Origin of the sequence: Pedobacter sp. MR2016-24 (assembly GCF_026239655.1) — a bacterium.
Lineage (GTDB): Bacteria > Bacteroidota > Bacteroidia > Sphingobacteriales > Sphingobacteriaceae > Pedobacter.
Genome location: NZ_JAPIVO010000004.1, coordinates 317,255 through 334,181, shown reverse-complemented (window position 1 = coordinate 334,181; position 16,927 = coordinate 317,255). Strand labels below are relative to the sequence as shown.

Genomic DNA, 16,927 nt, shown 5'->3' with positions numbered 1-16,927 from the left:
TAAAATAATATTATACAATGAAGGGCGTATCATAATTTTAAATGATACGCCCTTTTTGTGCTGCTTATTGTTATTTTGCCGCAGTTTTTAGAAATGAGCTTAATCTTGTTGCAAGCTCCGGATGATCATCAATCCATTTGATCACTCCCATCTTCTCGTTAGCTGCACCTTCCAATTCAGCCATTAGAGATCCCAACTGTATATCATCCAACTGGAAGTTTTTGAAGAACTCAGCCACTTCATGGTGTGCAGCAACAAATTTCTTGTTGGCGACAGTCTGTATATTTTCCACATCACCAAAAACCTTTTTAGGATCCTTCAGAAATTTCAGTTTGTAATTGCTGAACATATAATGAGGTGCCCAGCCGGTCACTACCACAGGTTGTTTTGCATCTACGCTTTTCTTCAATACGGCCAGCATTGCTGCTTCACTGGCTGACTGCAATTCGAGCTTTAAACCATAATCCTTGATCGCGTTTTCAGCTTTGTTCATCACACCTGCTCCCGCATCAATCCCAACAATCTTAGCCCCAAAAAGTGCTGCATTGGCATTTAGTTCTTCAATACTGTTGATATTGACATATTCAGGAACCACAAATCCAATACGGGCATTTTGAAAATTAGTTCCCAGTACCTCCAGTCTATCACCAAATTTCTCCATATATTCCTTATGTGTCACCGGCATCCAGGTATCCAGAAAGACATCCGCATCACCCCCGGCCACAGCTGCGAAAACAGGTGCCACATCTGCGTTTTTCAGTTCAACGGTATACCCCTCTTTTTCCAGTAGTACTTTCGACAACTGAGTCATTGCTACACCTTCAGCCCAGTTTACATAAGCAATGGTTACCTTTTTCTGACTTGTTGTATTGCCACATGAACTGATCATTAATACTGTTACTGCTATAAACAGGTTACTGATTATTTTTTTCATTTGATTCGATTTTAATTTTGTAATTTATTAAGCATTGATTTTTTTAACTGTACCAAAAGACTGTGTGATACGATCCAGAATAATTGCCAGTATAACAACCGCAATCCCGCCTTCAAAACCAACACCTATTTTCAATTGTGTTATTCCTTTAAGCACCACTTCACCAAGTCCACCGGCTGCAATCATTGCAGAGATAACGACCATAGAAAGTGCCATCATAATCGTTTGATTTACACCAGCCAGGATAGTTGGCAAAGCCAGGGGCAGCTCAACTTTAAAAAGCAGTTGTTTCGGCGTCGCACCAAATGAGCGGGTAGCTTCTACGATAGATTTTGGCACCTGACTAATTCCAAGCGTTGTTAAACGGACTGCTGGAGGCATCGCAAATATTACCGTAGCAAAAGCGCCCGGTACCTTTCCCAGTCCGAAAAACAATACCGCAGGTATCAGATAAACAAAAGCCGGCATAGTTTGCATCAGATCCAGTATCGGTCGCATTATTTTACCAGCCAACGGTTTTTTGGCTGCCCAGATGCCCAATGGAACTCCCATAAGAAGCGCGATAAAAGCTGCTGAAAGAATTAAAGCCAGGGTAGCCATGGTTTGATCCCAATAGCCCATACCCCAGATCAGTGTCATACCAAACAAGGTGAGCAGCGTAACTCCCCATCCTGTTCTTTTCCACGCAAGGAAAGCAATCAGTGCAATTATTACATAAAATGGAGGGAATAATAATACCCACTCCACGGAGTTAACCACGCTTTCCACTACAATTTTTACGATGTTAAAAAACGTTCCGAAATTTTGCGTTAGCCAGTTTATAAATTGTTCTATATAAGGTCCTATATGTATCATTATATTATTTCTTTTTGAAGGTTATCAATCGTGTTTCCTGTCACATTTTCCCATGACGCACCAGTTGTCTCAATTAATAGTGAAGTTTGTGCTACGATCCCCAGTAATTTATTGGTCGTTCTATCTACCACAGGCACGGCCCTGCCATTTTCTGCAATAAAAGGCAACATCTGTTCTACTGTGGTTTCAGGATAAGCTACCGGCACATCTGTAATGATTGCCTTTTCAATAGTCTGATGTCCCTGCGCTTTGATTTCAAGAATATCTTTCAAATAAACAAATCCCAGAAAATGCTTATCCACAGAAACTGCTGGCAGAGAGACAAGACCTGAAGTCCGCATTTTACGTAAACTCCCCTCCACACCATCTTTTTTAAAGATGGCTACTGTCGGTTTATCAAACATCAGACTCGCCGCTGTAATGATAGATTTACGGTCGACTTTTTCTACAAAAGATGAAACATAATCTGTAGCAGGATTAGTCAGAATATCTTCCGGCGTACCAACCTGTATCACTTCACCATCTTTCATAATCGCAATACGGTCACCCAGGCGAATCGCCTCATCCAGATCATGCGTAATAAAAACAATAGTTTTCTGCATGGTTTTCTGCAGGTCAATCAATTCATCCTGCATCTGTGTACGGATCAGCGGATCCAATGCGGAAAAGGCTTCATCCATCAGTAAGATCTCCGGATCATTCGCCAATGCCCTTGCTAGTCCTACCCTTTGCTGCATTCCACCCGAAAGAGATGCTGTATGTTGATTCTCATATCCCTGAAGACTGACCAGCTCAATTACTTCCCTGGATTTTTGTTCCCTGTCTTCAAGCGGAACATTTTGCAGTTCCAGCCCAAATGCTACGTTTTCCAGCACTGATCTATGTGGTAGTAGTCCAAAGTTCTGGAATACCATTGCCATCTCCTTCCGCCTCACCTGCTGCAGTTCATCATCCCCCAAAATCGTAATATTTACGTCATTCAAGATTACATTTCCAGAAGTAGGTTCAATTAGTCTGTTCAGGCATCTTAGCAAACTAGATTTTCCACTACCAGATAAGCCCATTATTACGAAAAATTCACCTTTTTCAATGTTAAAAGAAGCATTTTTAACAGCTACCGTACAACCTGTTTCTTTCAGTATTTCTGCTTTACTTTTCCCCTTCTTTAACAGGGACAGCGCCTCCTCTTTTTCTTTACCAAAGATCAGAGTAAGGTCTTCTATTTTAAGTTTAGACATATTCATTTGTGTGTTGTGTTTAAAAATAATAGCCGAAGTTGATGTTAAAGCGACTATGCCAATGGGAATCTGGGTTACCGGAAGACAGACCATTTTGCCATTCAGGTCCCAGCCATGGCTGATTGTTACCAGCCGCCCAGTCAATATAAGATACCAGATTGCCGGCGCTGACCATACATCCCGCTACGTTCATTTGCGTATCCGTATAACATTGCTGAGGTTTATCCATATAGGAAAAATTCTCATAGAAAGTAAGTGAACTTATTGGTCCTAATTTTACAGGCTGCGTATACGCAAATGATGCAGTATGTAGATAAGCACGTTGGGCAACTTCATAAGTTGCACCATAAGCACCTAATTCTACTACCCCTTTATATTGAGAAGAATCTGCCAGGTTATATTGATAATACATCGATTGAAGCTTAACATTCAGCTTTCCAAAATTCAGATCTGTATGTATTGCTGCCGCCCATCGGGCGCCCATTCTGCCTGTCGGAATATTATATACTCCTCCCCGCATTCCTGAAACACCTATTTTTTTATCATCAGAAAGCTGGTACTCTGTTTTGATATTAACCTGGTTCACCTCTTTGTTCCTGCCCGCAACGTCATAAGAGTACCTTGAAGGATCAATTGCAGTTTTACCACCGAAGTCGAGTTCCATCGCATTCTTGAAAAAAGCCAGATCATAACTCCATTTTTGGCGTTGCTGATGTAATTTGAAGCCCATCGAAAACTTATCCTCAAAACCCAAATAATAAGGCAGATTAAAGAACCAGTTATGAGAATTATAGGTTGTATTGCCAAAAGGATTTTGAATAAGTCCTGCCTGCAGATAAGTACTGTCGTTAAAATTGTAAGTTATATATCCGTCTTTCAGGAAACTCCCGCCAGAAGATTTGGCGTAGAAACGATATTCTGCATGAAAATCGAGTTTTTTATTGGAGGCATCTGCATTGATTCTGAACATATCGAGGCCAAAATCGCCCCCTCTTGTTACTTGTTCTTTTTTCCAGGTGGAAAGGTTATAGTTAAACCGCAGCGCACCGCCTATTTTCAATGTGGGATTATCAGGAGCTATTCGTATAGGAATAGTATCCTCCTTTGCTGATGTTGAGTCTTGTGCCACCAGGATTAGCGGAAAAACAATAAATAGCACTAAACAGCTTAATAGCTGTAGCTTTTTTACCATAATAAAATTTTCACATGCTGACTCCATTGTCGCATGAGATAAAATGCTTTAAATAAAAACATTAGTAGTTGGAAAAATCAGGGAGCGAATCCCCTAGGTATTTAAACAGATATTGTGCTGTTTTCTATTAAAGAATGAACGCAACGATGGCGTAGAACAGCGAGGTTTAAATTAATAACAATGCAAATATACCAAAAAGATGGCTAAAAACCCCATTTTACTCCCGAAAGGAGTGAAGAGAACCAAAATTGTTACCTGACGTAAGGAACTGTAAAAACAAAAAAGAGCCTGATCATTCCTCATGATTCAGGCTCTTCTTATGATATAAAAAGTCTATTATCCGCTATCTACTAATCAGCATGTAATGTATCCGCATGCTCTTCCGGCTTATAGTTAGCTTCCAGTTCAGCTAATTTTTTACTACCATAAGCAAGTTTAGTAATCAGTACATACAATACCGGAACAATAAACAAGGCGAGAATGGTAGCAGAGAGCATACCCGCAGCTACCGTCCATCCAATCGTCATCCTTGAAACTGCACCCGCACCATGTGAAATGATCAATGGAATTACACCCAGAATAAACGCTAAGGATGTCATGATAATGGGTCTTAACCTCAATTTCACCGCCTCAATAGTGGAAGGAATCAATCCCATACCCCAGTCTACCCGTTCTTTCGCAAACTCTACAATCAGAATCGCATTTTTGGCAGAGAGTCCGATCAGTGTAATCAAACCAACCTGGGCATAAATATTATTATCCAGTTTTGGCAGGAAGATCAGCGCTAAAATCGCACCAAATAATCCAAGTGGTACAGCCAGTAGAATGGAGAAAGGTACAGACCAGCTTTCGTATAAAGCTGCAAGCAGCAGGAATACAAAAACAATGATCAGACCGAAGATAAGTGTGGTACTGTTACCTGCTTCAGTTTCCTCTAAACTTAATCCGGAGAAATTATAAGTATAACCTGGCGGAAGTGTTTGCGCAGCTACTTCACGCAGCGCCTGCAATGCATCCCCGGAACTTTTACCCGGTTTTGCAGATCCACCGATCTCGATAGACCTGAATAGATTATAGTGGTTGATGATTGACGCATTCTCCGTCATTTTATAAGACACAAATGCACTTAACGGCACTGGTGTACCTGCGTTATTCTTTACATAAATCTGGTTCAGATTGTCAATACTGCTACGGAAATTGGTATCTGCCTGGGTAACCACGCGGAAACTTCTACCGTATTTGGTAAAATCGTTCACATAGCTACTTCCAAGATAGGCAGAAATTGTGCTGTAAACAGCGCCAATAGATACACCCATCTTTTTCACCTGGTCGCGGTCTACATGAAGCTGATAATTTGGGGTTCTCGCATTAAACAAAGTATAAGCCATGCCTATCTCCGGACGTTGATTTGCTGCGGCAAGGAATTTACCCACTACACCTTCAAATTTTTTGATATCACCAGTTTGTTTCTCCTGAATCTGCATGGAGAATCCACCACTGATACCCAGTCCCGGGATTGGTGGCGGCGTTACTGCAAGTACACTTCCGTCTTTATCGCCAGCAAACGTTCCTGATACCTTAGCCAGAACAGTAGCTACATCCGCCTCACGGTCATCCCAATTTTTCAGCTGCACAAAGAATGTTGCCGCATTAGATTTAAATGATCTGTTCAGGATATTGATACCACCAATCGAGGTGATATTTAAGATTTCCGGATTTTGTTTCTGAATAGTTTCTGTAATCCTTTTGATAAATGCATCCGTACGTGCAGCCGAAGCACCTTCCGGTAAGGTAGCACCCATAATAAAGATACCAGCATCCTCATTCGGAATAAATCCTGAAGGTTTTTTAATGAACAGCCCCACTGTACCCACATAGATACATGCAAGAATGATCATCACCAGTGGTGCCTTTTTCAAAGCCCATCTTACGCCGTTGGAATACTTTTCAGTAACCCTGGCAAACCAGGTATTAAATTTAAAGAAGAACTTGTTCAATCCTTTTGAATCTTTGCTCAGATTCATTGGTGTTAACAGCAACGAACACAATGCCGGTGTAAGTGATAATGCAATAAATGCAGAGATCAATACAGAAACAGCAATGGTAATTGCAAACTGCTGATACAGCTGGCCCACCATACCTGGTATAAATCCTACCGGAATAAACACTGCCGCTAAGATTAACGCAATCGCGATAACCGGAGCAGTAATATCTTTCATTGCTTTGCGTGTTGCATCAGGAGCTGATAGCCCTTCATGGTCCATATAATGCTGGACGGCCTCTACCACCACAATCGCATCATCCACCACAATACCAATGGCCAGTACAAAACCAAACATCGTTAGTACGTTGATGGAGAAGCCTAGTAATGTGAAGAAAATAAACGTACCGATAATAGATACAGGAATAGCCAGTACCGGAATTAATGTTGCCCTCCAGCTTTGAAGGAAGAAGAACACCACAATTGTTACCAGGATCAATGCTTCAACCAAGGTATGAATTACCTCGTTGATTGATACTTTTACAATGGAAACTGTTTCATAACCTACTTTAAAATCAAGATCTTTAGGAAATGATTTTTTCAAATCAGCCATAGCCGCATCAATACCTGCTGCAGTTTCTACCGCATTACCACCCGGAGTCTGGTTAATTGCCATCAATGATGCAACTTTACCATTTACTTTAGATGTTGTAGCATAAGAGAATTCACCTAAAGCTACCCTTGCAACATCCTTTAAATATACAGGAGCACCAGTTTCACCAGTTTTGATCACAATGTTTCTAAACTGCTCTTCAGTGTTTAAATCACCATCCATTACTACAGAGAACTCAAATGTCTGAGAGCTCTGTTGTGGGGGACCACCAACACTACCACCCGGAATACGTGAATTCTGTTCTGTAATTGCTGTGGATACATCAGCTGGTGTTAAACCCAATCTTGCCAGTTTACCTGCATCCAACCAGATCCGCATACTGAAGGGCTGACCAAATGCCTGAACATCCCCTACCCCTTTAATCCTTAATAAGGCATCCTTAACATATAAATTGATATAGTTGGAAATAAATTTCTGGTCGTATGTTCCATTTGGAGAATACAAACCAATTACCATTAAGATATCATTATTTGCTTTTTTAGTGGTGATACCTAAACGCCTTACTGCCTCCGGCAATCCAGGCTCGGCAATACCTACCCTGTTCTGCACATCAAGCGCAGCAATATCAATATTGGTACCTACATCAAAAGTAACCGTAATGGCCGAACGTCCATCAGAAGTACTGTTGGATTGTAAATACTTCATCCCAGGTGTACCGTTGATCTGACTTTCCACCTGTGTGGTTACCGTTTGTTCTACAGTTTGCGCATCAGCACCAGTATACGTTCCCGTAACGGTAACTGTAGGCGGTGCAATACTTGGGTACTGACTGATAGGCAGCGTGGTAATCACAATTGCCCCAATCAGTACGATTAATATGGAAATAACGATCGCCGTGACTGGTCGTTTTATAAATACGTCTGAAATCATATGTTTGAATTTCTTATAATAACTATTTCTTTGCTGCTGCCGCTGCTGGCTGCTGTCCGTTTGCTGCTTCTACAGATCCTGCCTGTACAACTGCACCCGGTCTTACGTTCTGTACACCTTCAACCACAATAACTTCACCTTTTTTCAAGCCTGTTGTTACTACAATATTCTGATCAACCTGTTTACCTACTTTGATTACTCTTGGTACAGCTTTACTGCTATCGCCAACAACAAATACGTTGAATTCACCCAGCTGTTCAGTAACTGCTTTATAAGGAATAACCAGTTGATTGCCGATCTCTTTATTCAACACTTTCAGGTTTACATTCATTCCTGAAATGAGTTTACCACCTTCATTCGGGTAACTGATTCTTATTTTAATCGTACCTGTTTGCGGATCAACAGCACGGTCAATTGCTACAATGCGCCCCTGACGTCTGTAAATACTATTGTCCTGCAATTGAATGCTGAACAAAGAATCCTTAACAGCTGAAGGATCATTTTGTAATCTAACAAAACGTTGAATATCAGCCTGGCTAACAGGAATATCTACGGCAATCGGATTGTTTGTAGAAACCGTGTTCAAAACCGTAGTTCCCGGAGATGCGAATGCACCTAATCTGATCTGAGAAATACCAATCGTTCCAGTTAACGGAGAAACTACTGTAGCACGCTGTAAATCATTAGCGGCAGAAGCAAGTGAAGCTTGTGCTGCAGCCACCTGAGATTCCGCATTTGCCAAATCTGTTAAAGCATAATCAACACGTTGTTTAGCCACAGCGTCCTGTTCAGCTAATTTAGTATAACGATCTGCATCTTTTTTAGTCTTATCCCGATTAGCTTTAGCTACATTCACATCAGCTTTCGCTGCATTATAAGCAGCCTGATATTTTGTACGGTCAATTTCATATAATTTCTGGCCTTTAGTTACAGACTGACCATCTTTAACATAAATAGCAGTTACATATCCGCCAACCTGAGCACGTAATTCAACTTCATTTAATGCAACTACAACACCGGGATAAGAATCTACCGTTGTTACTGGCTGGTCTGCCACCGTATAAGTAGTTACAGGAGTAGCTGGAGGGGGACCTTGCTGAGGTGCCTGTTGTCCTCCGCAGGAAGCTAAAGTTGTAGCGCTGATAATAGCGATTCCGAATTTTATATAATTAATGTTCATGGCGGGTTATGGGTTTACTGTGATTGTTCCTAATGCTTGTTTAACGTCTAATTTTGATGACAGCAAACTGTAAAGGGAATTGAGATAATTAATTTGGGTGGTACGAAGGTCAGTTTCTGCTGTAGTCAGATCAAGATATGTTTTGATACCTTCATCATATTGAAGTTTGATCGTATTATATACTTGTTTTGAAATTTCAACATTGGCCTTTGAAGTATTTAAATCGTTCAGATTAGCTTTATAAGTAGCCATTGCCTGCTCGTATTGCGTATTGATCTGATTTTTGGTATTTTCAATATCTAATTCAACTCTTCGTTCCTGCAGTTGTGCTTTTTTGATTTCCTGAGTACGTTTTCCACCAAGAAAAATAGGGACCGTAAGTTTTAGTCCGATGACCGAACTCGGAAAGTTCCGGTCATACAAAGAGCCCAATTCCTGATTCTGGTAATTGAAGCCATAATTATAGAAGCCAGAAAGACTTGGCACATAAGACCATTTATTATAACTGGTATTGATACGTTGCAACTGTCTTTGAGTTTCCAGTAAACGGTATTCAACACGATCCTGATAGGCTACCATCTGGTTCGTGTCAACTGATACTTCATTCTCCATATCATCTTTGTTATAAGACAATCCAAACTCTTTATTGGCAGTATAACCGATCAGTTCCCTTAAGTAAGCATATTTGTATTTTAACAGTTCAGTAGTTCTCTTCAAATCTGCTTTTGAATTGCTCAGGCTGATTTGTGCCCTTTGAAAATCTGTTTTATCAACCAAACCAGCCTCATACTGTGCATTTGCATCTTTGAACTGTTTTTCAAGTCGCGTTATATTTTCAGCAATGATGTTCAGTTGCTCTTTGCTGGTTAAGATGTCATAGAAAGCCTTGCTTACATCAACAACAGTGTTGATTTTAACATTCTCCGTGTTCTGCTTATACTGCTGTCTGAAGTATTTTGCCGTTTTAGATGCCTGTATCAAACCTGCATTTAAAAACTGCTGGTCAGCCTGCAAAACAAACGCTGAAGTATTCTTGGCACCAAATGTAAGGAAAGAGCTTACACCATTTGTTGTGAGCACCTGCGTCTGCTGCTTGAAATTATGATTGAAGGTACCATTACCGTTGATCTGAGGTAACCAGCCTGACAGGGCCGATTTAATATCTCTTTCGCCGATTTCTTCATCAATAACTGATTGTCGTACGCCCGGTTTGTTACTCAAAGCATAATCAATGCATTCCTGTAAAGTAGCATTGCTTAGCGTGAGCTGCTCCCTTACTGTAGTCTGTGCATATAAAGATCCTGGCAGAAGGACCGATACACAGGAGAGCATCGTTAAAACTAAATTGGAAATTTTCATATATATATTAAGGGTATTGAGTTTGCATATTTATTATTGTTTCTTTATACCATCCCAGATCACATTAATCACTTCTATGATATCATCTTTTGAAAAGACCATATGCTGTGACAATTGAAAGTAAGCTGCAGCCACTAATGTGCCTTTTATTGTAGGCGCCAATAAGCGGGAATCAATATTTTTGAAATAAGCATTTTCTATGCCATATTTAAAAAAACTAATCACTTTATCTACAAACAGTTGGCTATCAATTTCGGGGTGCTGGTTAGCATAAGGTGAATTCACATATTGTTCCAGAAAAACGAGAGAATCTTCATTTTCAATATAAAAATTGTACTGATTCAGCATGCAGTTGAAGAACCGCTCCTTGTAAGTTTGATGCTCATCATCTCCTGCCATTACTGCCAGCGCCAGCTTGTTCTTAACGTGAACGTACAGTTCTAAGATCAGCGCATCCTTGGATTCAAAATAGTGATAAATTGTACCAGCTGCCACGCTTGCATGTTTTGCAATCTGGCTCATTGGCGTACCATGGAAACCATGCTTACGCAATAGGGAGAGCGTACTGTTTAAAACAGCCTCTCTTTTTCCGCATGTATCTTCTAATTGAACGTTCATTCGGTACAAATAAACAGAAAATAAACTGACGAAAATAGTGTTTAAGTCAATATGACAAAAAGGTGATGCGTGTCACATTTCTGTTATGGATTAAGCAAAAAAAAGGTCCTGCGAATTTCCGCAGGACCTTTTTAAAAATTGGTTATTATAACTTAGTTGAATAAGTATCTAACACCAATTTGTGCTTGCCATCTTGAAGAAAATGTATTGAAACTATAAGCAGTTCCTTCAGTCGGAGCTTTGAAGTTATAAGTACCGGCACCATTATTAGCATGGTTGTAAGTAACAAGTGTTGAAGCGTTATTACCTACAAAATAAGTTTTACCCCATGATTTGTTGAGTAAGTTACCAACGTTGATAACATCTACAGATAATTGAAGTGCGTTTTTGGAACCTTTGAAAACTGTTCCTAAATCTTGCATAATTCTTACATCAAACTGATGTTCCCATGGCATTCTTGCACCATTACGCTCGGTATACTGACCACGCATTTTGCTCAGGTAAGGATCGCTGTTGATATAATTATCTAAAGCTGTCCATTGATCAGCAATAGATACCGCAGGAGAACCGGCCGGATTAGATGCGCTTGGCGCAACAGCAGGTATTACTGCCAATCTGATATCATTTAGACTACGAGGCACAAATAATAAATCATTCTGGTTTGCACCATCTTGATTTAAGTCACCATTATATAAGTAAGTATATGGAGATCCTGATTTACCTACATAGAACAGAGAGAAAGTTGTAGCAGAAGCTTTCTGTTTGCCATATCTAACTACATAATTTAAACTACCAATCACTCTATGGCGAACATCAAAGTTTGAGTAAGCCAAAGCAGGATCATTTGGATTGTCTACAATCTGAACAAACTGGAAGTTTGATAATGCTGTACTACTTGCTCCTGAGTTGACATCATCAGATTTTCCATAGGTATAAGCACCAAATACACTCAGCCCGAAATCAAATGTTTTCGACAACTGCCCAGATAAAGTATAAGCTCTACCACGATTAGTATTATCTAATAGCAGAACGTTTGTGAAAGTAGAATTCACCTTATTTGTTGGATATGCATATAGTGGTCTGTTGTCAGCACCTCCACTTAAACCAGCAGGAATAGTAGCAGTAGATGGTTTTAGGTTAATGTTACGGTAAACAATATTGTTTACTGTTTTAGAGTAGATACCTTCAGCTGTAGCTAAGATACCGCCTGGCAATTTGAAGTCAAAAGCAAGATTGCTTTTCAAAGTCTGCGGTAATTTCAGGTTATTATTTACAAGGTTAAGCTCGTAAGTTCTTGTTACCGTTCCACCCGCAGCTTGTTGATTGGAAGGATCAGCAATGAAAGTACCAGTATTATTAGTAGCATTAACCTGAGCACTTACCATACCATTATTTGTGTATTGGTTAGACAACCACACAAATGGAGCACGACTAGTTAATAAGGCTATACCACCCCTTGCTTGTATAGATCTTGTTCCCGTTAAATCCCAGTTAAAGCTCAAACGAGGAGATACCATGATTTGACCTGAAGGAGCCTGATCAGTTGTATAACCTGGGAAAGACTCAGGAACTAATGGATTTGCAGGAGGGTTATCAAACATTAAAGGCACATCAACACGTAACCCAGCAACCAATTTAAAACCTTTAAAAGCTTCGATCTCATCCTGGAAATAGAATCCAAGTTGTGCAGCACTGAAAGCAGCAGAAGGTCTTGTTTCTCCGGGAACAATTGAGTAGGTAGATGTTGCAACGTTTGGCTTTGCATTAGTTACGAAATCATTTAAGTTCGAATAAGTGTAACTTCCTGCGAAGTTATTTAAAAACAAGTTTCTGAATTTAAAGAATTCATTGTGAGTACCTACTGTGAATGTATGGTTACCAGCTAATATTTTGAAATTATCAGTAAATTCAAAAACATCCTGATCTAACTCATTGGCGGTTGAACTGGCTTCAGATCCAAGATAGGCAGTATTCGACGGATTTCCACCAATACTATTAATTCTGATCTGCGGGAACAAGTCACCATTAAATTTCCTTCTGTCTCTGATTCTTGAATAACCAATAATCAAATTATTAGATAAAGTAGGAGAAATTGAACTTCTTAACTCTAAAACAGTATTGTTCTGTTTATCAGTAAAACGGTAACCCGTATTAGCAAAATCAAATCTTGCTGCAGTTCTTGTTAATTTATCATCAAATGCATTGATGTAGTTATGGCGGATAGTCAACTGGTTTTTATCGTTTATATTCCAATCAATACGCGCAAATAACTTATCACTGTTTGTTTGTTGACTGGTCTCACCATAACCGCCTACATCATAACCATAACGTGACTGAATAGTCGTTGCTATAGTCTGTGCATCCGCCAATGAAAGAGGACTACCTTCACCAACATTAAATAATGTAGGCGTTTTAATCCTTCCAAGCTCAGCACTCACAAAAACAAATAATTTATCTTTAATAATTGGAGCACCTAATCTCACACCATATGTAGTGTTATAGAAATCACTTGCTTTAGTGTTTAAACCGTCAACACTTTTTCCAACAGTATTCTGATTTCTTCCAAAGAAGTAGGCTGAACCTTCTACAGTATTTGAACCTGAACGGGTTACGGCATTTATACCACCACCAACTGAGTTACCGTTAGTAACATCAAATGGAGCAACAACAATCTGTAATTCAGAAATAGCATCCAAAGAAATAGGTTGAGTAGCAGCCTGACCACCCGGAGCACCATTTGAAGTCAAACCAAATACATCATTATTTACAGCACCATCAATAGAGATATTATTGAATTTGTTACTCACACCACCAAAAGAGTTACCATTCGCTTGCGGAGTTAAACGTGTAAAGTCTTGTAGAGAACGTGATAATGAAGGCAAATTTTGCAATTGTTCTTTGCTTACGTTAGTTGCCGCACCAATATGTTTACTGTTAAACGTTTTATCTTGTTTACCAGCAACAACAATCTCTTCTAACTGATTAGAACCATCATTTAATTTAGCATTGAATTGATAAGATTCTCCAAGTTTAATGTAGATACCCTCAACTTTTTGTGGCTGATAACCAATAAAAGTAACTTCAACACTGTAAGGACCGCCAGAGCGCATGTTTGGAATGGTAAAACGACCTTCTGCATTTGTTGTTACGGTGTATTTTGTTCCTGTAGGTACGTGAATAGCTTTAACGCTCGCTCCTGGAAGTGAACCGGTAGATTCTGTAACCATACCAGTCATTGTAGATGTTGTAATCTGTGCATTTACGGAGATAAATGATCCGATGAACGCGAAAACTAATACTACAATTTTAAATAGTAGACTTTTCTTCATGCTTTTTGATTAATTTGTTGTTTTGTTGTAAACGATAGCCGTTTAGTGACTGTAATAGTTAATTAGCCACAAAAGTAGATATTAATATTGCAACGTTTTAGCTTTCAATGTTAAGAAATCGTTAATAATCCCAAGTATTTATCCACATTTTACAATAATAATATAAGGTTAACCCACAGTTCACCAGATAATTATTAGAAAGAATGACGACTCAATGCTTTAATTGATTTTAACATTGCTAAATCATATTTCAATAAAAGAATGGCACAAAAATCTAATTCGCAGTTTTAACGAACATTTTTTTTAATTTTGGGCTTTACTAAGTTAATTTTCCTTTAAAAAGATATGAACTACGATGTGATTATAATAGGTAGCGGTCCAGGCGGATACGTTGCAGCAATCAGAGCTTCACAATTAGGTTTAAAAACTGCAATTGTAGAACGTGAATCTTTAGGCGGAATATGCCTTAACTGGGGTTGTATACCAACTAAAGCTTTATTAAAAAGTGCTCAGGTATTTGAATACATTAATCATGCAGCTGAATACGGTATCAAAACCGCTCCGGCTGAAGCTGATTTCGCCGCTGTCATTAAACGCAGTCGTGGTGTAGCTGATGGTATGAGTAAGGGCGTTCAGTTTTTAATGAAGAAAAACAAAATTGACGTGATTATGGGTACTGGTAAAGCTAAACCAGGAAACAAAGTCGAAATTAAAGGTGCAGATGGTTCTCAGAAAGAATTGACTGCAACCAGTATCATATTAGCTACAGGCGGCCGTTCGAAAGAATTGCCAAGTGTAAAACAAGATGGTAAAAAAGTAATTGGTTACAGACAGGCAATGGTTTTACCTGAGCAACCTAAATCAATGGTTATCGTTGGTTCTGGAGCTATAGGTGTAGAATTTGCTTATTTCTATGCGACCATGGGAACCAAAGTTACTGTGGTAGAATTCCTGGATACTATCGTACCAGTAGAAGATGAAGACATCTCAAAACAATTATTGCGCAGCTTTAAAAAAGTTGGTATCGAAGTAATGACGTCCTCAAGTGTAGAATCTGTTGATACTTCCGGTAACGGCTGTAAAGTTCAGGTGAAAACTGCATCAGGTATGCAAACGATAGAATGTGACATCGTTCTTTCTGCCGCTGGTGTTGTTGCTAACCTTGAAAATATTGGTCTGGAAGAAACAGGCATCAAAACTGAAAAAGGTAAAGTTGTGGTAGATCCATTCTACAATACCAATGTTAAAGGTTATTATGCTATCGGTGATATCGTAGGCGGACAAGCTTTAGCACACGTTGCTTCTGCGGAAGGCATTATCTGCGTAGAGAAAATAGCAGGTCACAACCCTGAACCTTTAGATTATAACAATATCCCCGGATGTACTTACTGCACGCCTGAAATCGCTTCTGTAGGTTATACTGAAAAAGCGGCTAAAGCAGCCGGATATGAATTGAAAATCGGTAAATTCCCTTTTTCAGCTTCTGGTAAAGCCAGTGCTGCAGGTGCAAAGGATGGTTTCATCAAAATGATCTATGACGCTAAATATGGCGAACTGTTAGGCGCACATATGATCGGTGCAAACGTAACAGAAATGATTGCTGAGATCGTTGTAGCACGTAAATTGGAAACTACGGGTCATGAAATGCTGAAAGCGGTTCACCCCCACCCTACAATGAGTGAAGCAATTATGGAAGCCACTGCTGATGCATATGGTGAAGTAATCCACTTGTAAGGTAAACAAAAACTTATTTATGGTAAACCTGCTGATTCCTCAGCAGGTTTTTTAATTTTACAGCAGATCAAAATCTTCAAAAATGAATTTACATACTATTGAAACAGGCTTATTTAAACTGGATGGTGGCGCAATGTTTGGCGTAGTGCCTAAAACAATCTGGCAGAAAAGTAATCCGGCAGATGCAAATAATATGTGTACATGGGCAATGCGTTGTCTGCTAATTGAAGATGGCGAGAGACTCATCCTTATTGATACAGGTATCGGTGATAAACAGGATGATAAGTTTTTAAGTCACTATTACCTGCATGGAGATGATACACTGGAAAAGTCACTTGCCGCAAAAGGCTTTAACAGCAATGACATCACTGATGTATTTTTGACGCACTTACATTTTGATCATTGTGGCGGAGCGATTATAAGGGAAGGCGACAAACTGGTTCCCGCATTCAAAAATGCAGCATACTGGAGCAATGAAAAACACTGGGAATGGGCAATAGAACCAAATGCCAGGGAGAAAGCTTCGTTTTTGAAAGATAATATCCTGCCTATCCAGGAAAGTGGTCAGCTAAAATTTGTCGACGCTACAGAGGGTGCAGAATTCATGCCTGGTTTTAATGTGCGTTATGCTTTCGGCCACACGGATGCGATGATGTTACCTCAGATTCAATATAAGGGAAATACGATCATTTATGCGGCAGATTTGCTACCTTCTACAGGTCACATCCCCTTACCCTATGTCATGGCATATGATATGTTTCCATTGCAGACTTTAAAAGAAAAAAAGGCTTTTCTGGAGGAAGCTGCTGCCAAAAAGTACATTCTTTATTTGGAGCATGATGCGGTAAACGACTGCTGTACGGTAGAAATGACAGAAAAAGGAGTAAAATTAAAGGAAACATTACATCTGACTGACTTATAAAAAAAGTCAGCCTTTAGAACTTTTTTATCTTTGTGGTGTTAT

Annotated in this window: 11 protein-coding genes; 2 read left to right on the top strand and 9 right to left on the bottom strand. The window is 39.5% G+C overall.

The window, feature by feature from the left end; translation table 11 throughout:
* Nucleotides 1–70: 70 nt before the first annotated feature.
* The 9 genes from OQX62_RS12550 to OQX62_RS12510 form a co-directional block, all read right to left on the bottom strand.
* Complete coding sequence (locus tag OQX62_RS12550) at nt 71–934, bottom strand: glycine betaine ABC transporter substrate-binding protein (protein ID WP_265831878.1); 864 nt, start codon at nt 932–934, stop codon at nt 71–73.
* A 27-nt stretch (nt 935–961) separates the two neighbouring features.
* Nucleotides 962–1,789 carry an ABC transporter permease gene (locus tag OQX62_RS12545; RefSeq protein WP_265831877.1) on the bottom strand — a complete coding sequence of 276 codons (828 nt, stop codon included), beginning with the start codon at nt 1,787–1,789 and terminating at the stop codon, nt 962–964.
* Nucleotides 1,789–3,027, bottom strand: a complete 1,239-nt coding sequence (locus tag OQX62_RS12540) for a quaternary amine ABC transporter ATP-binding protein (RefSeq protein WP_265831876.1) — start codon at nt 3,025–3,027, stop codon at nt 1,789–1,791. Before OQX62_RS12540 ends, OQX62_RS12545 begins: the two co-directional genes overlap by 1 nt.
* 19 nt (nt 3,028–3,046) lie before the next feature.
* Complete coding sequence (locus tag OQX62_RS12535; RefSeq protein ID WP_265831875.1) at nt 3,047–4,219, bottom strand: hypothetical protein; 1,173 nt, start codon at nt 4,217–4,219, stop codon at nt 3,047–3,049.
* 350 nt (nt 4,220–4,569) lie between these two features.
* Entirely contained in the window at nt 4,570–7,743 is a 3,174-nt protein-coding gene (locus OQX62_RS12530) for an efflux RND transporter permease subunit (protein ID WP_265831874.1), read from the bottom strand.
* A gap of 22 nt (nt 7,744–7,765) precedes the next feature.
* Nucleotides 7,766–8,923 (bottom strand): efflux RND transporter periplasmic adaptor subunit, encoded by a 1,158-nt coding sequence (locus OQX62_RS12525; protein WP_265831873.1) that lies wholly within the window; start codon nt 8,921–8,923, stop codon nt 7,766–7,768.
* Between the two features lie 6 nt (nt 8,924–8,929).
* Nucleotides 8,930–10,282, bottom strand: coding sequence for a TolC family protein (locus tag OQX62_RS12520; RefSeq protein ID WP_265831872.1), 1,353 nt, complete (start codon nt 10,280–10,282; stop codon nt 8,930–8,932).
* 33 nt (nt 10,283–10,315) lie between these two features.
* Nucleotides 10,316–10,900 carry a TetR/AcrR family transcriptional regulator gene (locus tag OQX62_RS12515; RefSeq protein ID WP_265831871.1) on the bottom strand — a complete coding sequence of 195 codons (585 nt, stop codon included), beginning with the start codon at nt 10,898–10,900 and terminating at the stop codon, nt 10,316–10,318.
* Between the two features lie 152 nt (nt 10,901–11,052).
* Nucleotides 11,053–14,229: a TonB-dependent receptor gene (locus OQX62_RS12510; RefSeq protein ID WP_265831870.1), complete on the bottom strand. Its 3,177-nt coding sequence runs from the start codon at nt 14,227–14,229 to the stop codon at nt 11,053–11,055.
* 345 nt (nt 14,230–14,574) lie between these two features.
* Between OQX62_RS12510 and lpdA the strand changes: the two genes are divergently transcribed.
* Nucleotides 14,575–15,963 (top strand): dihydrolipoyl dehydrogenase, encoded by a 1,389-nt coding sequence (lpdA, locus tag OQX62_RS12505; protein WP_265831869.1) that lies wholly within the window; start codon nt 14,575–14,577, stop codon nt 15,961–15,963.
* 82 nt (nt 15,964–16,045) lie between these two features.
* Nucleotides 16,046–16,885 (top strand): MBL fold metallo-hydrolase, encoded by an 840-nt coding sequence (locus OQX62_RS12500; RefSeq protein WP_265831868.1) that lies wholly within the window; start codon nt 16,046–16,048, stop codon nt 16,883–16,885.
* The last annotated feature ends 42 nt before the right edge of the window (nt 16,886–16,927 follow it).

Coding starts and splice junctions, on each gene's coding strand:
- OQX62_RS12550 (WP_265831878.1), bottom strand. CDS start 934: ATGAAAAAAATAATCAGTAACCTGTTTATAGCAGTAACAGTATTAATG.
- OQX62_RS12545 (WP_265831877.1), bottom strand. CDS start 1,789: ATGATACATATAGGACCTTATATAGAACAATTTATAAACTGGCTAACG.
- OQX62_RS12540 (WP_265831876.1), bottom strand. CDS start 3,027: ATGTCTAAACTTAAAATAGAAGACCTTACTCTGATCTTTGGTAAAGAA.
- OQX62_RS12535 (WP_265831875.1), bottom strand. CDS start 4,219: ATGGTAAAAAAGCTACAGCTATTAAGCTGTTTAGTGCTATTTATTGTT.
- OQX62_RS12530 (WP_265831874.1), bottom strand. CDS start 7,743: ATGATTTCAGACGTATTTATAAAACGACCAGTCACGGCGATCGTTATT.
- OQX62_RS12525 (WP_265831873.1), bottom strand. CDS start 8,923: ATGAACATTAATTATATAAAATTCGGAATCGCTATTATCAGCGCTACA.
- OQX62_RS12520 (WP_265831872.1), bottom strand. CDS start 10,282: ATGAAAATTTCCAATTTAGTTTTAACGATGCTCTCCTGTGTATCGGTC.
- OQX62_RS12515 (WP_265831871.1), bottom strand. CDS start 10,900: ATGAACGTTCAATTAGAAGATACATGCGGAAAAAGAGAGGCTGTTTTA.
- OQX62_RS12510 (WP_265831870.1), bottom strand. CDS start 14,229: ATGAAGAAAAGTCTACTATTTAAAATTGTAGTATTAGTTTTCGCGTTC.
- lpdA (WP_265831869.1), top strand. CDS start 14,575: ATGAACTACGATGTGATTATAATAGGTAGCGGTCCAGGCGGATACGTT.
- OQX62_RS12500 (WP_265831868.1), top strand. CDS start 16,046: ATGAATTTACATACTATTGAAACAGGCTTATTTAAACTGGATGGTGGC.